General features: G+C 67.2%; 20 protein-coding genes. 2 read left to right on the top strand and 18 right to left on the bottom strand.

Features of this window, described 5'->3' with window-relative positions; genetic code table 11:
- The first annotated feature begins 128 nt into the window (after window positions 1-128).
- A complete protein-coding gene (locus Q8O26_RS13675) occupies window positions 129-1,721 on the top strand; it encodes a serine hydrolase (protein ID WP_305576487.1) in 1,593 nt (530 codons plus the stop codon).
- 31 nt (window positions 1,722-1,752) lie between these two features.
- On the opposite strand, the gene Q8O26_RS13670 is transcribed toward Q8O26_RS13675, so the two are convergent.
- Complete coding sequence (locus tag Q8O26_RS13670; RefSeq protein ID WP_305576485.1) at window positions 1,753-2,472, bottom strand: DnaJ domain-containing protein; 720 nt, start codon at window positions 2,470-2,472, stop codon at window positions 1,753-1,755.
- Between the two features lie 9 nt (window positions 2,473-2,481).
- Window positions 2,482-3,234: a VWA domain-containing protein gene (locus Q8O26_RS13665; RefSeq protein WP_305576483.1), complete on the bottom strand. Its 753-nt coding sequence runs from the start codon at window positions 3,232-3,234 to the stop codon at window positions 2,482-2,484.
- Window positions 3,235-3,380: 146 nt separating this feature from the next.
- On the opposite strand from Q8O26_RS13665, the gene Q8O26_RS13660 reads away from it, so the two are divergent.
- On the top strand, window positions 3,381-4,484 hold the full coding sequence (locus Q8O26_RS13660) for a kelch repeat-containing protein (RefSeq protein WP_305576481.1): 1,104 nt from the start codon (window positions 3,381-3,383) through the stop codon (window positions 4,482-4,484).
- A 168-nt stretch (window positions 4,485-4,652) separates the two neighbouring features.
- Here the strand turns inward: Q8O26_RS13660 and sugE are convergent, their stop codons facing one another.
- The 16 genes from sugE to nuoG form a co-directional block, all read right to left on the bottom strand.
- Entirely contained in the window at window positions 4,653-4,973 is a 321-nt protein-coding gene (sugE, locus tag Q8O26_RS13655) for a quaternary ammonium compound efflux SMR transporter SugE (protein ID WP_305576479.1), read from the bottom strand.
- Window positions 4,974-5,101: 128 nt separating this feature from the next.
- Window positions 5,102-5,545 (bottom strand): GNAT family N-acetyltransferase, encoded by a 444-nt coding sequence (locus Q8O26_RS13650; RefSeq protein ID WP_305576477.1) that lies wholly within the window; start codon window positions 5,543-5,545, stop codon window positions 5,102-5,104.
- Window positions 5,538-6,863: a proline--tRNA ligase gene (gene proS / locus Q8O26_RS13645; protein WP_305576475.1), complete on the bottom strand. Its 1,326-nt coding sequence runs from the start codon at window positions 6,861-6,863 to the stop codon at window positions 5,538-5,540. Before proS ends, Q8O26_RS13650 begins: the two co-directional genes overlap by 8 nt.
- A 517-nt stretch (window positions 6,864-7,380) precedes the next feature.
- A complete protein-coding gene (locus tag Q8O26_RS13640) occupies window positions 7,381-7,653 on the bottom strand; it encodes a DUF1467 family protein (protein WP_305576473.1) in 273 nt (90 codons plus the stop codon).
- Window positions 7,650-8,054, bottom strand: coding sequence for a methylmalonyl-CoA epimerase (gene mce / locus Q8O26_RS13635; protein WP_305576471.1), 405 nt, complete (start codon window positions 8,052-8,054; stop codon window positions 7,650-7,652). Before mce ends, Q8O26_RS13640 begins: the two co-directional genes overlap by 4 nt.
- A gap of 110 nt (window positions 8,055-8,164) precedes the next feature.
- Complete coding sequence (locus Q8O26_RS13630; protein ID WP_305576469.1) at window positions 8,165-9,850, bottom strand: ribonuclease J; 1,686 nt, start codon at window positions 9,848-9,850, stop codon at window positions 8,165-8,167.
- 1 nt (window position 9,851) lies between these two features.
- Window positions 9,852-10,625: a biotin--[acetyl-CoA-carboxylase] ligase gene (locus Q8O26_RS13625; protein ID WP_305576467.1), complete on the bottom strand. Its 774-nt coding sequence runs from the start codon at window positions 10,623-10,625 to the stop codon at window positions 9,852-9,854.
- Window positions 10,626-10,785: 160 nt separating this feature from the next.
- Window positions 10,786-12,222: an NADH-quinone oxidoreductase subunit NuoN gene (nuoN, locus tag Q8O26_RS13620; protein WP_305576465.1), complete on the bottom strand. Its 1,437-nt coding sequence runs from the start codon at window positions 12,220-12,222 to the stop codon at window positions 10,786-10,788.
- 11 nt (window positions 12,223-12,233) lie between these two features.
- Window positions 12,234-13,757: an NADH-quinone oxidoreductase subunit M gene (locus Q8O26_RS13615; RefSeq protein WP_305576463.1), complete on the bottom strand. Its 1,524-nt coding sequence runs from the start codon at window positions 13,755-13,757 to the stop codon at window positions 12,234-12,236.
- Window positions 13,757-15,826: an NADH-quinone oxidoreductase subunit L gene (gene nuoL / locus Q8O26_RS13610; protein WP_305576462.1), complete on the bottom strand. Its 2,070-nt coding sequence runs from the start codon at window positions 15,824-15,826 to the stop codon at window positions 13,757-13,759. The genes Q8O26_RS13615 and nuoL overlap by 1 nt, the downstream gene beginning before the upstream one ends.
- A gap of 7 nt (window positions 15,827-15,833) precedes the next feature.
- Entirely contained in the window at window positions 15,834-16,142 is a 309-nt protein-coding gene (gene nuoK, locus Q8O26_RS13605; protein WP_305576512.1) for an NADH-quinone oxidoreductase subunit NuoK, read from the bottom strand.
- Between the two features lie 6 nt (window positions 16,143-16,148).
- Window positions 16,149-16,754 (bottom strand): NADH-quinone oxidoreductase subunit J, encoded by a 606-nt coding sequence (locus Q8O26_RS13600; RefSeq protein ID WP_305576460.1) that lies wholly within the window; start codon window positions 16,752-16,754, stop codon window positions 16,149-16,151.
- Window positions 16,755-16,888: 134 nt separating this feature from the next.
- Window positions 16,889-17,389, bottom strand: a complete 501-nt coding sequence (gene nuoI, locus Q8O26_RS13595) for an NADH-quinone oxidoreductase subunit NuoI (RefSeq protein WP_305576458.1) — start codon at window positions 17,387-17,389, stop codon at window positions 16,889-16,891.
- Between the two features lie 13 nt (window positions 17,390-17,402).
- On the bottom strand, window positions 17,403-17,660 hold the full coding sequence (locus Q8O26_RS13590) for a hypothetical protein (RefSeq protein ID WP_305576456.1): 258 nt from the start codon (window positions 17,658-17,660) through the stop codon (window positions 17,403-17,405).
- A 10-nt stretch (window positions 17,661-17,670) separates the two neighbouring features.
- Window positions 17,671-18,690: an NADH-quinone oxidoreductase subunit NuoH gene (nuoH, locus tag Q8O26_RS13585; RefSeq protein ID WP_305576454.1), complete on the bottom strand. Its 1,020-nt coding sequence runs from the start codon at window positions 18,688-18,690 to the stop codon at window positions 17,671-17,673.
- A gap of 9 nt (window positions 18,691-18,699) precedes the next feature.
- Window positions 18,700-20,775, bottom strand: a complete 2,076-nt coding sequence (gene nuoG / locus Q8O26_RS13580; RefSeq protein WP_305576452.1) for an NADH-quinone oxidoreductase subunit NuoG — start codon at window positions 20,773-20,775, stop codon at window positions 18,700-18,702.
- Between the last annotated feature and the right edge of the window lie 73 nt (window positions 20,776-20,848).

Here is a 20,848-nt window from a genome sequence, read left to right as displayed (position 1 = left end):
GTCCTCACGGACCGCCGGTTGTGATGACCGGTCGAACCGCAGCCTGCCCGGCGCGTCAGGGACAGGGTTGCGGACCGGTCGCCAGAAGGCTCCCGGACCCCGCTAGTGACGAGTTCAGGGGTGGCGCTATGGCGACGACGAACGGCGCCGGTCGCGCGGTGTGGAGCCGCATGACCCTCATGGTGGCAGCCGGCATGGCCGCGACGCTGTCGCTCCTCGCCGTGACGCAGGCCGATGCGCGTCCGCGCCGCTACGGTGGCTACGCGCCCGCCTATTCGGCCATCGTCGTCGACGCCAAGACCGGCGAGACGATCCATGCCGAAGCCGCCGACGCCCAGCGCTTCCCGGCTTCCATCACCAAGGTCATGACGCTCTATCTGCTGTTCGAGCAGATCGATGCCGGCCGCTTCTCGCTGCAATCACCGCTGCGCGTTTCAGCCGAGGCGGCGCGCCAGCCGCCGTCCAAGGTCGGCGTCCGCGCCGGTTCGACGATCACCGTCGAGGAGGCGATCCGCGCCCTCGTCACCAAGTCGGCCAACGATGTCGCCGTGGTCGTCGCCGAGAACATCTCCGGATCCGAGGAGGCCTTCGGTCAGTTGATGACCCGCAAGGCCCGCGCCATCGGCATGAGCCGCACCACCTTCCGCAACGCCTCCGGACTGCCCGATGCGACACAGGTGACGACGGCGCGCGATCTCGCGACCCTCGGCCGCGCCATCCAGGATCACTATCCGACCTATTTCCGCTATTTCCAGACCTATTCCTTCGCCTATCGCGGCGTGAACTTCCGCAATCACAACCGGCTGCTCGGCCGGGTCGAGGGCGTCGACGGGATCAAGACGGGCTATATCCGCGCCTCCGGCTTCAACCTCCTGACCTCGGCCCGCCGTGGCCCGCGCCAGATCGTCGCCGTCGTCATGGGCGGCCGCACCGGCGGCGCCCGCGACGCGCGCATGCGCCAGCTGGTCGATGCCAACTTCCCCCGTGCCTTCGCCGGCAGCCGCACCGCGCCGATGATCGCCCGCGCCAGCGAACCGGCCCGCACCCAGACCCGCATCGCCGTCGCCGCCCAGGTCCCCGTGCCCGGCCGGCGCCAGCCTGTAGCCGAGCCCATGCCGATCACCCCGATGGCGGCCGCCGTCATCACCGCCGGACAGACCCGTGGCGGCGCCTCCACCGGTGCCTCCGCCGCAGCCCCGGTCACCGCCAGCGCCCAGCCGCACCGTCAGGTCATCCGCGCCGAGACGGCACCGCCGCCGGTCGCCGCTACCGTCCTCTCGGCCACCGCCTCGCGTCCGGTCGTCGCCCCTGCCGCGCCGGTCGCAGCGCCGGCCGCAGCCGGCAATCCCAACCCGCGCCCCGGCGTCCTCGGCACGCTCAACGCCTCGCAGCTGACCACCGCCTCGGTCTCGCCGCGCCCGGTGCAGATGGGCGCCGCCGGCACCGCGCCCGTCACTGAGGCCGCGCCTACGCGCCGCGGCGAATGGTCGATCCAGCTCGGCGCCTACCCCACAGAGACCGCTGCGCTGGAGACCCTGAAGGAGGCCCGCGAGTCCTCCGGACGCCAGCTCGGCGCTGCCGATCCCTATACCGAGAAGGTCGAGGCCCGCGGCATGACGCTGGTCCGTGCCCGCTTCGCCGGCTTCGACCGCTCCAGCGCCGATGCCGCCTGCCGCGCACTGAAGTCACGCGACTTCGACTGCATCCCCGTCCGCAACTGATGCCAGCGATCCAAACCCGATGACACGCGTTTCAGGAGTTCCGGCCATGACGGTCCAAGAGGGTGTCCTTGGCCTGGTTGACCCGCGAGGCGAGCCACGTCGACCCGCCCTGGTCGGGGTGCAGCTTCTTCATCAGCGCGCGATGCGCGCCGCGGATGGCCTTCTCGTCCGCCCCGGGCTGAAGGCCAAGGATCTGGTAGGCCTCCTCCTCCGTCATCGCGCTCGAGCTCGGCGTGCCGCCCTGCCGCGCACCCGCATCGCCATGAGCGTTTTCACGCCAGCCGGGCTCCCGGCGGTCAAGATAAGCCTCGAGTAGCTGCGCGCTTTCCCCGTCGATCTCGGCGAAGGCCTCGATCAGCCGGGCGAGCGGGATCTGTTCCAGCGTCTGGCCGGCGAGCGAACCGGCGATGAAGCGGCCGCTCATCTCGCCCGTATCGATGTCGAGCACCATCTCGACGAAGCGCGAGCGCACCGTCGAGTTCTGCCGCGGCGTCTTGTTGCCCGCCTGGCCCCAGCCTGAAAGGGCCGCCTGGCCCGGCATGATGCCGAGCAGCGTCGCCCCGGCGAGGAAGGCGGGCAGCGCCATCTCCCAGCGCCCGCGCGCCAGCAGGAAGACGCCGAAGGCGATCACGGCGATGCCGCCGGCCTTCTTCACCGTGCTGGACAGCCATTTGGGATTGGCGCCCAGGATCTGGTTGAGGAAGCCGGAAAAGACGATGAGCGCGATCAGGCCCGCGATGAAATAGGTCATGGGCTCAGTCTAGCGCATCTGGCCGAGGAGGACCTGCGCGCCGCGCGAGCCCTTTGCCGCATCCGCCAGCGCCAGCCTTCCGCCGGAGGCGAAAGCGGCCACCGCACGCAGCAGTTCGGCGAGCTGGGCACCGGCCCCCGGGTCGAACCTGGCGAAGGCGCCGCGCGTCAGGCGCGCGATCTCGCGATAGGCGCGTTCGGCGACGGGATCGCCGCCCTCCAGGAACAGGAAGACCGGAACATTGGCCAAGGCGAGCCGGCCCGCCTTGGCGCAGAGATCGTCGAGGCTCTCCTCCATCGCGTCACCGACATAGACGACGGCATGGATGCGCCGTTCCCCCGCCTCCTCCGCTGCATGGGCGAGGACCCGGCCGATCTGCGTCTGGCCGCCGATGCAGGACACCTTGGCCATCAGCGCCTTCAGCTTCGCCGCATCCGCCACCCAGCCCGAGGAGCGGCACTCGCCCATGCCCCGGAAGAAGACGAGCTGGATGTCCAGCGTGCCGACCCGCGCCGCTTCCGAGAACATCTGGCCCTGGATTTCCTGCGCCATACCCCAGGTCGGCTCACGACTCGCCGTGGCGTCGAGGGCGAAAACCAGCCGGCCGCGTTCGCCCGGCACTTTCGGCGGCCCGACCGCGGCTGCCGTCTTCAGGAAGGCCGAGATATCCGCCGCACCCGACACGGAAACGCCGCCGGCGCCCGTCCGGCCGGGAGTGGCGGTGCCGGTCTGTCCCGGCGCGAGAGGATTCTTCTGCGTCATTGGCTGAATTTGGCGAAGGCGGCGTCGAATGCAAGTCGTGATCGCACCGCGCCGCGTCGGCGGTCTAGGCCATCGCGGCAGATTGCGCTGGCCGGCGGCGGCGTTAGCCTCGGGGTCCCTGGCCCTCGGAAACCCCAGACATCGCGATGAACAACCCCTCCCGTCGCCTAATGCTGTCCGGCGGCCTCGCCGTCGTCTCCGGCGCCGCCCTGGCGCAGAACCCCCATGCCGGTCACGGCCCGCATCACCCCCACCGCGAGGGCCAGTTCGAACGGCTCAACGCGCCGGGCCGCGTCGACATCCCCGACATCCACCATTCCCAGGCCTATGTGACGAGCCCGGTGCCGATGGCCGCCAATCCCGGCCGCTGGCAGGCACGCGCGCCGCTGCCGATCCCGCGCACGGAGATGGCCTGGGCGGTCGGCCGCGAGGGGCGTATGCACCTGGTCGGCGGCTATGCCGAACAGCGCGTCGACCGGCCCTATCACCACGTCTACGACCCCGCGAGCAACGCCTGGATCACCGCAGCGGAGGTGCCGCGCGGCGCCAACCATGTCGGCGTCGCTGTGGCGGGCACCAAGCTCTACGCCATCGGCGGTTTCATCGAGCAGAATCGCACGCCCCATGCCGAATGTTTCATCTGGGGTACCGACGGCGACCGCTGGGCCGCCATCCGGCCCCTGCCCGAGGCCTGCGGCGCCATCGCCTGCATCGCCATCGGCGAGCGCATCCACGCCATCGGCGGCGCCATCGGCAACACCTTCGCCAACCGCAAGTCGATCGACTGGCACCTGGTCTACGACCCGAAGGACGACCGCTGGACGCGCCTCGCCCCGATGCCGCTCGGCCGCGACCATGTCGGCATCGTCGCCATCGACGACCGCATCCACCTGATCGGCGGGCGGGTCGACAGCTTCCACACCAATTCCGTCCTGCACCACGTCTATGAGCCCAGGGAAGACAAGTGGACCGCCCGCAATCACATGCCGACGCCGCGCTCGGGCCACGGCGCCGTGGTCTTCCAGGGCAGGATCTTCTGCATGGGCGGCGAAGGCTGGAACCGCGTCTACGGCCAGAACGAGGCCTATGATCCCGTCGCCGACCGCTGGGAAGCCTATGCACCGATGCTGACCCCACGCCACGGCATGGGCGCAGTGGCGATCGGCGACGCGATCTATGTCGCCGGCGGCGGCCCGCAGATGGGCGGAGGCGTCAAGAGCGCCATCCACGAGGCCTTCACGCTGGCCTGAGGCGCGGCAACGGGCCCTGCCGTCACGCGCGAACGGAAACGACTCCAAACGCAATCACTTGGCGCCGTTTCCGGACTCGATTTCTCGGCGCGCCCGCCAGTTGAATCAGCGCCTCAACGACCGGAATCGATCTCCCAGCACCCCGCCGCAACCGATTCATCCGACTCGTCATTCCGGCGAAACCACCTTCAGGCCGACAATGCCGAGGACGATGAGGCCGATACAGGCAAGGCGGAGAGCGTGGGTGCTCTCGCCGAACAGGGCAATGCCGAGCACCACCGTCCCCACCGTGCCGATGCCGGTCCAGATCGCATAGGCCGTGCCGAGCGGCAGCGTCTTCAGGGCGAGACCGAGCAGCGTCAGGCTCACCGCCATGCTGGCAATGGTCAGGACGGTCGGCACCGGCCGGGTGAAACCGGCGGTGAACTTGAGGCCCACCGCCCAGCCGATCTCGAACAGGCCGGCGAACAGGAGATAGATCCAGGCCAAGGCAGCCTCCTACGGTGCGGGGTCGTCCCCAGTGGCGCATCACGATGGCAGGGGCGACCCTGCCCCCTTCGAGATAGGCACAGGGGCTTGGCGGACAAGGCAGGCCCAGATGGGCGGCGCTGCGGCTCTCAGAGCTCATAGAGATAGAAGGCGACGGGCTCGTCCTCGACCGGCCCGAGCCGCGCGTAGAGCGCCCGCGCCGGCCCGTTGTCAGTTTCGGTCGCGACCCAGGCCTCCTCGCAGCCACGCGCCCGGCCCAGTGCGAAGACCCGGTCCATCAGCCGCCGCCCGATGCCCTGGCGCTGCAGCGCCGGCGTCACTCCGAGATTATCGACATAGAGCTCGTCGGGCATGTCGGGATGACGGTGGATGACGGCCGCCGCCTGCCCCACCACCTCACCGTCGAGCAGCGCGACGACCATGAGATGGTCCGCCGAGCCGAGATAGCCGGCCAGCCGCTCGGGCACCACCGGTCCGTCGAAGACATCAGGCGCCACGCGCTTGAAAAGCGCGCGGTCGGCCGGTCCGACCACCCGGATCTCGATCCGGTCCGGCGGCTGGCCGTCAGCCACCGGTGACGCGCGCGACGACGTCGGCCGCCGTCAGCATCTCGCGATCGCCGGTGGCGCGCAGTTTCATCTCCACCTTGCCCTCGGCGAGGCCGCGCGGGCCGATCATCACCTGGTAGGGAATGCCGATCAGGTCGGCGGTGGCGAATTTCGCGCCGGGGCGATCCTCGCGGTCGTCGTAGAGCACGTCGACGCCCTTCGCCGACAGCATGCGATAGAGCTCCTCGCAGGCCGCGTCGCAGGCGCTGTCACCCTGCTTGAGGTTCATCAGCGAGACCGTGAAGGGCGCCACCGCCAGCGGCCATTTGATGCCCGCCTCGTCGTGGCAGGCCTCGATGATGGCGGCGACGACGCGCGTCGGGCCGATACCGTAGGAGCCCATATGGACCGGCACCGGCTTGCCGTCAGGCCCCTGCACAGTGGCGCCCATCGGATCGGAATATTTGGTGCCGAAATAGAAGATGTGGCCGACCTCGATGCCGCGCGCCGAGACGCGCGAGGCCTCGGGGACGGCGTCATAGGCGGCGGTCTCGTGCATCTCGTCGGTGGCGGCATAGAGCGAGGTCCATTTCGCCACCGTCGCCTTCACGCCTGCGACATCGTCGAAATCGGTGTCGGCCGGCGGCACGGGGAAGTCGAGATAGTCCTTGTGGCAATAGACCTGGCTCTCGCCCGTCTCGGCCAGGATGATGAACTCATGGGAGAGGTCGCCGCCGATCGGGCCGGTATCGGCGCGCATGGGGATCGACTTCAGGCCGAGCCGGTCAAAGGTCCGGAGATAGGCGAGGAACATCTTGTTGTAGGCGTGGACCGCGGCGTCCTTGTCGAGATCGAAGGAATAGGCGTCCTTCATCAGGAATTCGCGCGAGCGCATGGTGCCGAAGCGCGGACGCACCTCGTCGCGGAACTTCCACTGCAGGTGGTAGAGGTTGAGCGGCAGATCCTTGTAGCTCTTCACATAGGCGCGGAAGATCTCGGTGATCATCTCCTCGTTGGTCGGCCCGAACAGCATCTCGCGGTCGTGCCGGTCCCGGATGCGCAGCATCTCCTTGCCATAGGCGTCGTAGCGCCCGCTCTCGCGCCACAGATCGGCGGACTGGATGGTCGGCATCAGGAGTTCGACCGCGCCGGAGCGGTTCTGTTCCTCGCGGACGATGGCCTGCACCTTGTTGAGCACCCTGAGACCGAGCGGCAGCCAGGCATAGATGCCCGCGCTCTCCTGGCGGACCATGCCGGCGCGCAGCATCAGGCGGTGGGAGATGATCTCGGCTTCCTTCGGCGTCTCGCGCAGGATCGGCAGGAAATAGCGGGACAGACGCATCGAAGACCTCGGTAGGGGCGTGGCGGTGGCGGCCGCGCAGCAGGGCGCGGGAGGCGGAATTGACCCTCTTTTGCCGTCGGAAGCAAGATGAAAGGCCGGCTGCGCATGGCTTTGCGGCGTTCGGGCCGTCAAAGGCGCCCGGCCTGGGGGCCCGGCGGCCGGCTTCGGCCCCGCCCCAAAAAGGAAAGGCGGGATCATGGATCCCGCCTCCTCTAGGTCATGCCAGTGAAGATCGACGTCGCGGAGTATCGCGCCGGCCGTCTCCTTTTTATATCCCGTGACGAAGGCTCTTCCGAACCTGCATCACAGGGGGTCTTCCTCCCAAGACCTGAGCCATGAAGCCTTTCCGCGTTCGTGCGCAGGGGCCTCTTTCTTGCAGCAAATTGAGGTTAGACGACATAAAAAGCTTTGTCACCAACGTGGGCAGCCGGTGGCGAAAAAAAGTGCAAAATAGCCTGTCCGGAAGAATACGTATGCCACCTTGCGCTGCGCTGCAGCATACAGGGTCGTGAAACCTTCAGCCGACGACGGCGTGCGGCAGGAAGGGAATGTCGTCCAGGGTCAAGAAGCCATAGATGAAGTTGATATAGTAGAGCGTGAACACCACGGCTGCGACCAAGGACGTGGCGATCAGCTTGTTGCGCATCACCGTGCGCTGCGGCGCGCCGGGGTCGCTGCCCGGCACCACGCGCCCCGCTTCGATCTGCGAGCGCACGCCGAACGGGAGCACGACGAACAGGACCAGCCACCAGATGATGAAATAAATGGCGAGTGCCGCGGCGATACTCATGCCTGTTCGAGCTCCACCAGCGTCCCGTTGAAGTCCTTCGGGTGAAGGAACAGGACCGGCTTGTCATGGGCGCCGATCTTCGGCTCGCCATTACCGAGAATACGTGCGCCCTGGGCTTTTAGATGATCGCGGGCGGCGATGATGTCGTCCACCTCATAGCAGACGTGGTGGATGCCGCCGTCCGGGTTCTTGTCGAGGAACTTGGCGATCGGGCTGTCGGCGCCCAGCGGCTCGAGGAACTCGATCTTGGTGTTCGGCAGTTCGACGAAGACCACCGTGACGCCATGCGCGGGCTGCGCGACCGGCGCGGTCACCTTCGCCCCGAGCGTGTCGCGATAGAGCGCACTCGCCTTGGCGATGTCCCGCACGGCAATGGCGACGTGGTTGAGGCGTCCGATCATGAAGCGCTCCTTGCGGGAGTGGCGAGTGGCGAGTGGCGAGTGGCGAAAACGGGACCGACCTTACAGGCCGGCAACCCTTTTCCCATTCGCCACGCGTCGCTCCCCGTTCGTTATACCGTCACCACGAGCACATGGCACATGGGCTTTTTGCCCCACTTGCCGTTGAGCGTGCCGCGGATGGCGCGGGTGACGCTCTCGGCCACCGCATCGGGATCGCGGCGGCGGGCCTTCGGCAGTCCCTCGACGCAGTCGATGACCGTTTCCTCGACAAGCTCGGCGAAATCCACGCCCATCGCGTCCTGTTCGGGCACGCCGGCCATGTCCATCTGGATGTCGCCGACGATCTGGCCGCGGTCGTCGAGGGCGATGGCGACGGAGACGATACCGGCGAAGGACAGGCGCCGGCGATCGGGGACGACGCGCGCCGCCTCCTCGATCAGCAGCGAGCCGTCCTTCAGGAGGCGCTGCGCCGGCACGGTATCGACTACGTCCGGCTCACCGGGAGCGAGGCGGATGACGTCGCCGTCGTTGGCGAGGATGACGTCCTTGACGCCCATGCGCCGGGCGAGCGCGGCGTGTTCGGCCATGTGATAGGCCTCGCCGTGCACCGGAATGGCGATCTTCGGCCGCACCCAGTTGTACATCTGCTCCATCTCGCCGCGCCGCGGATGGCCGGAGACATGCACCAGGCCGTCGCGGTCGGTGATGATCTTCACGCCCTGCTTGACGAGGCTGTTGATGATGTTGCCCACCGCCTTCTCGTTGCCGGGAATGGTGCGCGAGGAGAAGACCACCGTGTCGCCCGGGGTCAGCGTCACCTCGGGGTGGTCGTCGTTGGCGATGCGGGCGAGCGCCGCCCGCGGTTCGCCCTGGCTGCCGGTGAGCACCGCCACCACCTTGTCGCGCGGCAGATAGCCGTAGGATTCGGCGCCGACGAAGGGCGGAATGCCGTCCAGCATGCCCTGTTCGCGGGCGATCCCGATGACGCGATCCATGGCGCGGCCGACCAGCACCACCTGCCTGTCGCAGCGCATCGCCGCCTCCGCCACCGAGCGGATACGACCGGCATTGGAGGCGAAGGTGGTGACCGCCACCCTGCCCTTCGCCGCGCGGATGATCTTTTCGAGCTCGTTTGCCACCGCGCGCTCGGAGGGCGAGATGCCCTCGCGGATGGCGTTGGTGGAATCGCCGATCATGGCGAGGACGCCCTCGTCGCCGAGCGCCCTGAAGCGCGCCTCGTCGGTGACGGCACCGAGCACCGGCGTCGGGTCGATCTTCCAGTCGCCGGTGTGGATGACGAGCCCGAGCGGCGTGCGGATCGCCAGCGAGGTCGATTCGGGGATCGAATGCGCCACCGCGATCATCTCGAAGGAAAACGGCCCGACGTCTATCTTCTGGCCCGGCTGGATGATGTGGATTGGAATCTTCGGCGCACCATGCTCTGACAGGCGCTTGGATTCCAGCATGGCCGCGGCGAAGGGGGTCAGGTAGACCGGGCAGCCGAGGCGCGGCCACAGGTCGGCGACGGCGCCGATATGATCCTCGTGCGCATGGGTGATGACCAGCGCCCTGAGGCGCTTCTTCTCGTCACGGAGAAAGCGCGGATCCGGCATGATCAGGTCGATGCCCGGCAGGTCGGGACCGGCAAAGGCGACCCCGCAGTCGACCGCCAGCCAGTCCTTCTTCGCCGGCGAGCCGAAGCCGTAAAGCGAGAAGTTCATGCCGATCTCGCCAACGCCGCCGAGCGGACAGAAGACGAGCTCCTCGGCCGTTCCTGGATTGGGTCGTCTTGCCATGTCAGTGCACCGTGCCGGCCAGCGCGGGAACGACCTCGCCGACGGTGATCATTTCCCGGCCGTCCGGGGTATCGAGGAGAAGGCGCCCTTCGGTGTCGAGCCCGACGAAGACGCCTTCGATGCGTCTGTCGCCGTTCTTCGCCACCATGGGGCCGCCGAGATTGTGGGCGCGGGCGAGCCAGCCGGCGCGGATGGCGTCGAAGCCCTCGCCGCGCCGCCAGATGGCGAGCGCCGTCACCATCGAGCGGCTGAGCGCCGAGAAGACCGCACCGCGGTCGACGGCGATGCCAGCCGCCCTGAGGCTCTGCGTCGGATAGGGCATGCCGTCGGGATGATGGGCGACATTGACGCCGATGCCGATGGCGACCTGTGTCGTGGAACCACGCGTCGTCGCTTCGATCAGCGTGCCGGAGACCTTGGCTCCGTCGAGCAGCGCGTCGTTCGGCCACTTCACCTTGAACCGGCTTTCCAGATCGGGCGCCAGCGTCAGGAGCGCGTCGTCCAGCGCCAGGGCACCGACGAAGCAGAGCTGGGCGATGCGGGCCGGCGGCGCCGGATCGGTCAACAGGAGCGTCGCGAAGAGATTGCCCTCGAAGCCGGCCCAGGAGCGGCCCCATCGCCCTCGACCTGCCGTCTGCCGGTCCGCCACCACCCAGGTCGGCCGCGTCTCGCCCGCTGCACCGCGCGCCAGCGCCTCCGCATTGGTCGAGCCGACCTCGGCGAGATGGACGAGTTGGAAGCCTGCCGCGTTGGCGGTGTCGGAGAGGGTCAGCACGAAATCCTGCTCAAGAGACGACGGACCGGGGAGGTCCACCCGCGAGAAAACCACCGCAAGACCGCCCGCATGTGCCGGCAGTCCTATAAGCCGCGAAAGGCCGGGACAAGCCCGGCCGTGCTGCAACGCGGCAGGAGCGAGGCCGGATCGGCCGCCGGGCTCAGAACAACGCCCGCGCCGCGGCGGCGGCCGCGGCGACGAGAGGGGCCGGATAGACGACGAAGAACGTGTTGAACAGCGCCGAAGCGACGAGAACCGTCTTCAGCTCGATCCGGACCGGCGAGAAGGCCGGCGCCGGTTCGTCGAAATACATCAGCTTGATGATCCGCAGATAATAGTAGCACCCGACGACGCTCGACAAAACGCCGATCACCGCCAGCGTGTAGAGCTGGGCCTCGATGGCCGCCGAGAAGACGTACCACTTGGCGAAGAAGCCGGCGAGCGGCGGGATGCCGGCGAGCGAGAACAGCAGCGCCGCGAGAGCCGCCGCCATTAGCGGATTGGTGCGCGACAGTCCCGCCAGATCGTCGATGGTCTCGACCGCCTCGTCGCCGCGCCGCATGGCGATGATGCAGGCGAAGGTGCCGAGCGTCATGATCATGTAGATGGCGATATAGGCGGCGACGCCCTGCACGCCGGCGGCCGTGCCGGCGGCGAGGCCGACCAGCGCGAAGCCCATATGGCCGATCGAGGAATAGGCCATCAGACGCTTGATATTGGTCTGGCCGATCGCCGCGAAGGCGCCGAGCAGCATGGAGCCGACCGAGACGAATACGACGATCTGCTGCCACTGCTGCGTCGCCGCCGGAAAGCCGGTGACCAGGACGCGGGCGAAGATGGCGATGGCCGCGACCTTCGGGGCCGCCGCGAAGAAGGCGGTCACCGGCGAGGGCGCGCCCTCATAGACGTCGGGCGTCCACATGTGGAACGGCACGGCGGAGACCTTGAACGCCATGCCGGCGATCAGGAACACGAGGCCGAAGATGAGACCGAGGCTGATCGGACCGGTCTTCAGGGCAGCGGCGATACCGGCGAGCTGAACCGTGCCGGTGAAGCCGTAGATCAGCGAGCAGCCATAGAGCAGCATGCCCGACGACAGGGCGCCGAGGACGAAATATTTCAGGCCGGCTTCCGTCGATTTCGCATTGTCGCGATGGATGGAGGCGATGACGTAGAGCGCCAGCGACATCAGCTCCAGGCCCATATAGAGCGCGATGAGATCGCCGGCCGAGATCAGCACGCCCATGCCGGTGGTCGACAGAAGGATGAGGATCGGGAACTCGAACTTCTCGATGCGCTCCCGCCGCAGGAAGTCCTGCGACAGGACGAGCGCCACCGCCGCGCCAAGGAAGGCGAGAACCTTCATGAACCGCGCGAAGGCGTCGAGGACGAAGGAACCGTTGAAGGCGCTGCGCGGCGTTCCGCCGATGAGCATCACCGTCACCGCCGCCGCGACCAGCAGCACGATGGCGCCGACGGTCACGGTGCGGGCCGAACGGTCGCCGGTGAAGACGCCGTACATCAGCAGCGCCATGGCGCCGAGCGCCAGGATCAGCTCGGGAAGGATGGGGACGAGGTCGAGGACAGGAGCGTTCATCGTCGACACCATCAGCGCGGCGGAACGGCAGCGGCCGTGCGGGCCGCTCCGTTCGCCTGTTTGTAGGATTCCACCAGCGCGTTCACCGCGACCTCGGACGTCGCCAGGATCGGGCGCGGATAGACGCCGAAGAAGATGGTCAGCACCACCAGTGGGACGAGGATCGTCAGTTCGCGGCGGTCGACATCGGCGATGCCCTTGAGCGACGGCTTGGTCAGTTCGCCCCAGACGACCTGGCGGTAGAGCCAGAGCGCATAGCCGGCCGACAGGATGACGCCCGTCGTGGCGAGGAAGGCGGCGAGCGTCGAGCTCTTGAACGTGCCCATCAGCGTCAGGAACTCGCCGACGAAGCCCGACGTGCCGGGCAGGCCGACATTGGCCATGGTGAAGACCATGAAGATCACCGCATAGATCGGCATGCGGTTGACCAGACCGCCATAGGCGGCGATCTCGCGGGTGTGCATCCGGTCATAGACGACGCCGACGCACAGGAAGAGCGCGCCCGACACGATGCCGTGGGAGATCATCTGGAACACGGCGCCCTGGATGCCCTCGGCATTGCCGGCGAAGATGCCCATCGTCACGAAGCCCATATGGGCGACCGAGGAATAGGCGATCAGCTTCTTGATGTCCTCCTGCATCAGCGCCACGAGCGAGGTGTAGATGATGGCGATGACGGACAGCGTGAAGACGAAGGGCGCGAAGAAGGCGCTCGCCTCCGGGAACATCGGCAGCGAGAAGCGCAGGAAGCCGTAGCCGCCCATCTTCAGCAGCACGCCGGCGAGGATCACCGAGCCCGCCGTCGGTGCTTCCACATGGGCGTCCGGCAGCCAGGTATGAACCGGCCACATCGGCATCTTCACCGCGAAGGAGGCAAAGAAGGCAAGCCACAGCCAGAACTGCATGTCGCGCGAGAAGATCTGCGGGCCGGTCTTGATCAGCTCGGCGATGTCGGAGGTCCCGGCGGCGAAGATCATCGCCATGATGGCGAGGAGCATCAGCACCGATCCGAGCAGCGTGTAGAGGAAGAACTTGTAGGCCGCGTAGACCCGCCGCTTGCCGCCCCAGATGCCGATGATGAGGAACATCGGGATCAGGCCGGCCTCGAAGAACAGGTAGAAAAGGACGATGTCGAGGGCGCAGAAGACGCCGATCATCAGCGTCTCGAGCACCAGGAAGGCGATCATGTATTCCTTCACCCGCTTGTCGATGGAGACCCACGAGGCGAGGATGCAGAAGGGCATCAGGAAGGTGGTGAGGATGACCAGCGGCAGCGAAATGCCGTCGACGCCCATGCGGTAGCTGATGACGCCGCCGAGCCAGGCGGCACGCTCGACGAACTGGAACTCGGCGGTGGCCGGGTTGAACAGCCAGACCGGGATCAGCGACAGGCCGAACGTCACCAGAGTGGCGAACAGCGCGATCATGCGGATGTTGCGCTTCGCCGCCTCGTCGTCGCCGCGCACCAGGAGGATCAGCGCGGCGCCGAGCAGCGGCAGGAAGGTGATGATCGAAAGGATCGGAGCGTTCGACATCAGCGGACTCCTGCGACGCCGCCGGAGAACATGAACCAGGTGGCGAGCGCCGCGACCCCGATCAGCATGGCGAAGGCATAGTGGTAGAGGTAGCCGGTCTGCAGCCGCACGACGCCGCGGGTGACGTCCACGACCCTTGCGGCGATGCCGTCGGGGCCGAAGCCATCGATCAGCCAGCCGTCGCCCTTCTTCCACAAGAACCGCCCGAGCCAGCGCGCCGGCCGCACGAAGATGCGGTCGTAGAGCTCGTCGAAATACCACTTGTTGAGCAGGAACTGGTACAGGCCGCGGTGCTCGCGGGCGAGCTGTGCCGGCACGTCCGGCCGCTTGATGTACATGTACCAGGCCAGCGCGAAGCCGATCGCCATCATCACGAAGGGCGTCCAGGGGACCCAGCCGGGCACCGCGTGGAAGTTGTGGATGATGTGGTTCTCCGGCCGCATGAAGATCGAGTCGCGGAAGAACGACTTGATGCCGTCCCCGTAGAGGAAACTCTTCGCGAAGACGAAGCCGGAGAACACCGCGCCGACCGCCAGGGCGCCGAGCGGGATCAGCATGACCAGCGGGCTCTCGTGCGGCTTGTGGGCATGGCCGTGACCATGGGCGGCATGATGATCGTCATGGGTGCCGTGGGCGGCGACATGCGGATCGGCATGGCCGTGGGCATGAAGTTCCGCCGGGGCGTGCGCGTGGTCGTCGTGGCCCCAGCGCGGCTTGCCGTGGAAGGTCATGAAGATCAGGCGCCAGGAATAGAACGAGGTCATCAGCGCCGCGGCGACCGTCATGAAGAAGGCATAGGGCCCCATGGCGCCGTGAGCGGCATAGGCGACCTCGATGATCGCGTCCTTCGAGTGATAGCCGGCGAAGCCGATATGCAGGAACGGCAGGCCGAAGCCGGTCAGCGCCAGGGTGCCGATCACCATCATCGCATAGGTGAACTTGATATGGCCGGCGAGGCCGCCCATCCGGCGGATGTCCTGCTCGTGGTGCATGGCGTGGATGACGGAGCCGGCCCCGAGGAACAGGAGAGCCTTGAAGAAGGCATGGGTGAAGAGGTGGAAGACGCCGACCGAATAGGCCCCTGCCCCGAGCGCCACGAACATGTAGCCGAGCTGGGAACAGGTCGAATAGGCGATGACACGCTTGATGTCGTTCTGTACCAGGCCGACGGTGGCGGCGAAGAAGGCCGTCGTCGCGCCGAAGAACATCACCACCTGCAGGGCGGTCGGCGCATATTCGAAGACCGGCGACAGCCGCGCCACCATGAAGACGCCGGCGGTGACCATGGTCGCCGCATGGATGAGGGCGGAGACCGGGGTCGGCCCCTCCATCGCGTCGGGAAGCCAGGTGTGCAGCAGGAACTGCGCCGACTTGCCCATGGCGCCCATGAAGAGCAGCAGGCAGACGACGGTGAGCGCGTCGACCTGGTAGCCGAGGAACTCCATCGGCTTGCCGGCGAGGCCCTGGGCGGCGCCGAAAACCGCCTCGAAGCTGACCGAGCCGGTGAGCATGTAGAGCCCGAAAATGCCGAGCAGGAAGCCGAAATCGCCGACGCGGTTGACGATGAAGGCCTTCATCGCCGCGGCATTGGCCGAGGGCTTCTTGTACCAGAAGCCGATCAGCAGATAGGAGGCGAGACCGACGCCCTCCCAGCCGAAGAACATCTGCAGCAGGTCGTTGGCCGTCACCAGCACCAGCATGGTGAAGGTGAAGAACGACAGATAGGCGAAGAACCGCGGCCGGTCCGGATCCTCGTGCATGTAGCCGATGGAATAGAGGTGGACGAGGAACGAGACCGAGTTCACCACCACCAGCATGACGACGGTGAGCGTATCGATGCGCAGCGACCACGACACGTTGAGCGAACCGGCGCTGATCCAGCGGAACAGCTCGACCGTGGTGCCCTGGCCGGCGTAGCCGACCTGGTAGAAGGCGACCCAGGACAGCAGCGCGGCGATGCCGAGAAGGCCCGTGGTGACGATCTCCGAAGCGCGCGCCCCGATGGCCCGGCCGAACAGGCCGGCGATCAGGAAGCCGACGAGCGGAAGGAAGACGATGGCCTGATACATGGACCGGTCAGCCCTTCATCATGTTGACGTCTTCGACCGCGATCGAGCCGCGGTTGCGGAAGAAGACGACGAGAATGGCGAGCCCGATGGCCGCCTCGGCCGCCGCCACCGTCAGCACCATGAGCGCGAAGACCTGGCCGACGATGTCACCCATATGGGTGGAGAAGGCGACGAGATTGATGTTCACCGCCAGCAGGATGAGCTCGATCGACATGAGGATGACGATGATGTTCTTCCGGTTGAGGAAGATGCCGAGCATCCCGAGCGTGAACAGGATGGCCGCGACGGAGAGGTAGTGGGAGAGGCCGATGGTCAGCATGGTTCAGACCCCCTCGCCCGTCTTGACCTTGACGACCTCGATCGCCGTCTCCGGCGTGCGGGCCGACTGTGCGCCCGGATCCTGCCGCTTCACGCCGGTGCGGTGGCTGAGCGTCAGCACGATGGCGCCGATCATGGCGACCAGCAGCACCAGCCCCGAGAGCTGGAAGAAATAGACATACTGGGTGTAGAGAACCCGCCCCAGCGCCTCGGCATTGGTGATGTCGGGCGGGATCGGCGCGGTGATCGTCTTGGGCGACACCCCGCCGAGGGTCCAGGCGCCGATCACCATGAACAGCTCGGCCAGCACGACGAGGCCGACCAGCGCCCCCACCGGCAGATATTGCAGGAAGCCCTGGCGCAGCTCGACGAAGTCGACATCGAGCATCATGACGACGAAGAGGAAGAGCACCGCGACGGCGCCGACATAGACCACCACCAGGATCATCGCCAGGAACTCCGCGACCATCAGGACGAAGAGCCCGGAGGCGTTGACGAAGGCGAGGATCAGGAACAGCACCGAGTGCACGGGATTGCGCGCGGCGATGACCATCACGGCCGAGGCCACCAGCACGGAGGCGAAGAGGTAGAAGAAGAGACCGGCGAGCATCTGCCCCTTTGCCCCGTTCCTGTTGCGGAGGGCGCGCTTGTGACAGACTCGGGGGGAGCCCTGCGCGCGCCTCTCTTAAAGTCCAAGTTGCAACGCGTCCAGACGGCGCTCCGCCGGGCTGCGTCCCTGCGTCGTCACCTGTAGGGCGCGTCCTTCTTCAGGCTGTCGGCGATCTCGCGTTCCCAGCGGTCGCCGTTGGCCAGAAGCCGTGCCTTGTCGTAGTAGAGTTCCTCGCGGGTCTCGACCGCGAATTCGAAATTCGGCCCCTCGACGATGGCGTCGACCGGACAGGCCTCCTGGCAGAAGCCGCAATAGATGCACTTCACCATGTCGATGTCGTAACGGGTCGTGCGCCGCGTTCCGTCGTTGCGGCGCGGGCCGGCCTCGATGGTGATGGCCTGGGCCGGGCAGATCGCTTCACACAGCTTGCAGGCGATGCAGCGTTCCTCGCCGTTCGGATAGCGGCGCAGCGCATGCTCGCCGCGGAAGCGCGGCGAGATCTGCCCCTTCTCGAAGGGGTAGTTGATGGTCGCCTTCGGCTTGAAGAAATAGCGCATCGACAGGAGGAACGCCGAGACGAACTCCGTCAGAAACAGGGCTTTGGCCGCGCGGTCGAGCCGGAACGTCGACGCCATGGACCTCTTCTCCTCAAATGCCCCAGCCGCTGAGCGTGCGGCCGAGCCAGTAACCAAGGCCCGCGAAGGCGGGCACGATGACGACCATCAGGATCCGCTGCGCCAGGACGATCCGGCGCTCGTAATCCTGCCGCTCGGCCTCGGTGGTCGAGCGGTCGGTCTGCCTGAGCTTGCCGACCAGCAGACCCGAGACGATCCGGTAGTCGACCCAGCCGACCGCGGCGCCGATCAGGGCGCCGAGCAGTCCGGCCGGGTTGAACAGGCTGTCCATGCCGGGCCCCTTACGGCGCCCAGCCGGTGAATTGCAGCACGCTCGCCACCACGACGACCATCACCAGCGAGATCGGCAGGAACACCTTCCAGCCGAGGCGCATCAGTTGGTCGTAGCGGTAGCGCGGCACGAAGGCCTTCACCATGGCGAACATGAAGAAGACCAGCGAAATCTTGAGAACGAACCACACCACCCCCGGCACCCAGGTGAAGGGGGCGAAGGGGAACGGCGGCAACCAGCCCCCGAGGAACAGGATGGTGATGAGCGCGCACATGGTAATGATGGCCACGTATTCGGCCAGCATGAACATCATGTAGGGGGTCGAGGAATATTCGACCATGAAGCCGGCGACCAGCTCCGACTCGGCTTCCGGCAGGTCGAAGGGCGGGCGGTTCGTCTCCGCCAGCGCCGAGATGAAGAAGATCACGAAGACCGGGAACAGCGGCAGCCAGAACCAGCCGAACAGGCCGATGCCCTTGTCCTGCGCCCTGACGATGTCCGACAGGTTCAGCGAGCCGACGCAGAGCAGCACGCAGATGATCACGAAGCCGATGGAGACCTCGTAGGACACCATCTGCGCCGCCGAGCGCAGGGCGCCGAGGAAGGGATACTTCGAGTTCGACGCCCAGCCGCCCATGATGACGCCATAGACGCCGAGCGACGACACCGCGAAGATGAAGAGGATGCCGACATTGAGGTCGGCGATGGCCCAGCCCTCGTTGAGCGGGATGACCGCCCAGGCAGCCAGCGCCAGCAGCACCGAAACGAAGGGCGCCAGCAGGAACACACCCTTGTTGGCCCCCGACGGGATCACCGGCTCCTTGAAGACGAATTTCAGAAGGTCGGCGAAGCTCTGCAGCAGGCCGAAGGGGCCGACGACATTGGGGCCGCGGCGCAACTGCACGGCCGCCCAGATCTTGCGGTCGGCGAGCAGGATGAAGGCGACAAAGACCAGCAGCGCCGCCATGAGCACGAGGCTCTGGATGGCGATGAGCAGGATAGGCCAGATCAGGGTCCAGAAATTGTCCATGGCTCTGCCTTACTCCGCCGCCTGCCGGTGGGTGCCCTTGGCGATCGCCGAGCATTCGGCGAGCGTCGCGGAGGCCCGCGCGATCGGATTGGTCATGTAGAAGTCCTCGATGGCGGCGGTGAAGGGCGCCGCCTCCACCTTGCCGCCGAGGCCGGCGAGCGCACCGATGGCGGCGGCGTCGACGGGCGCCAGCGCGCCGATGCGCAGCGTATGCGGGTGGTCCTTCGCCATCGCGGCGCGCAGCTGGGCCAGCGAATCGAAGGGCAGCTTGACGCCGAGGACGTCGGACAGCGCGCGCAGGATTGCCCAGTCCTCCTTGGCGTCGCCCGGCGGGAAGCCGGCGCGGTTCACCACCTGGATGCGGCCTTCGGTATTGGCGGTGAGGCCGGACTTTTCCGTATAGGTCGCGCCCGGCAGGATGATGTCTGCCCGGTGCGCCCCGCGGTCGCCATGGGTGCCGACATAGACCACGAAGGGGCCGTCACCGATGGTGATCTCGTCGGCACCGAGGTTGAACAACACGTCGACACCGCCGCCCGCCATGGCCGCGGCGTCGAGACCGCCCTCGCCCGGCACCAGGCCGAGGTCGAGCGCGCCGACCCGGGACGCCGCGGTGTGCAGGACCGCGAAGCCGTTCCAGCCCTCGGCCACTGCGCCGAAGGCGGTCGCCGCATGGGCGGCAAGCGACAGCACCGCGGCGCCGTCGGCACGGGCGAGCGCCCCCTGTCCGACGACGACCAGCGGCTTCTTGGCGCCCTTCAGCACTTCGGCGAAGGAATGCTTGCCCGACACGACCTCGGCGAGCGTCTCCGGCCCGGCGCCGAGATAGTCGTGGCGATAGGTGAGGTCCACCACCTCGCCGATGACGGCGATCTTGACCCCGCCCATGCGCCAGCGCTTGCGGATGCGGGCATTGATGATCGGCGCCTCGCGCCGCGGATTGGTGCCGACCAGCAGGATCGCATCCGCCTCCTCGATGGCGGCGATGCCGGGATTGAACACATAGGAGGCGCGGCCGAGGGCCGGGTCGAGCTTCACCCCGTCCTGGCGGCCGTCGATGCTCCTGGAGCCGAGGGCACCGACGAGGCTCTTCAGCGCGTACATTTCCTCGAGCGTGGCGAGATCGCCGGCGAGAGCACCGATCTTCTCCGGCGCCGTCCCCTTCACCTTGGCAGCAATGGCGGCGAAGGCCTCCGGCCAGGTCGCGGGGCGCAGCCGGCCATTCTCGCGGATATAGGGCTGGTCGAGGCGCTGGGTGCGCAGGCCGTCAGCGACGTGGCGGGTCTTGTCGGAGATCCACTCCTCGTTCACCGCCTCGTTGAGGCGCGGCAGCACGCGCATCACCTCGCGGCCGCGGGCATCGACACGAATGGCCGAGCCGACCGCGTCCATCATATCAGTCGATTCGGTCTTCAGGAGTTCCCAGGGCCGGGCGTTAAAGGCGAAGGGCTTGGAGGTCAGCGCGCCGACCGGGCAAAGGTCGACGACATTGCCCTGCAGCTCGGACGTCATCGCCTGTTCCAGATAGGTGGTGATCTCGGCATCCTCGCCGCGGCCGATCAGACCGAGCTCGGAGATGCCGGCGACCTCCGTGGTGAAGCGGACGCAGCGCGTGCAGTGGATGCAGCGCGTCATCACCGTCTTCACCAGCGGGCCGATATACTTGTCCTCGACGGCGCGCTTGTTCTCCGAGTAGCGCGACTTGTCGACGCCATAGGCCATGGCCTGGTCCTGCAGGTCGCACTCGCCGCCCTGGTCGCAGATCGGGCAGTCCAGCGGGTGGTTGATGAGCAGGAACTCCATCACCCCCTCGCGGGCCTTCTTCACCAGTGGCGTCCGCGTGTTGATGACGGCCGGCTCGCCGTTCGGGCCGGGACGCAGGTCGCGGACGTTCTGGGCGCAGGACGCCACCGGCTTCGGCGAGCCCTTCACCTCGACGAGGCACATCCGGCAGTTGCCGGCGATCGACAGCCGCTCATGGTAGCAGAAGCGCGGAATCTCGGCGCCCGCGGCCTCACACGCCTGCATCAGCGTGTACTCGCCCGGCACCTCGATCTCCTGCCCGTCGACGATCACCTTCGCCATCGGCTCAATCCATCCGCTCCTGGCCGAAACCGCACGACGGCGGCTCCGGCATCCTCGTGAGGCGGCTCGCGCC

Origin of the sequence: Phreatobacter sp. (assembly GCF_030691135.1) — a bacterium.
GTDB lineage: Bacteria > Pseudomonadota > Alphaproteobacteria > Rhizobiales > Phreatobacteraceae > Phreatobacter.
The sequence above is the reverse complement of the archived record's forward strand: the minus strand, read 5'-3'. Positions and strand labels throughout refer to the sequence as shown.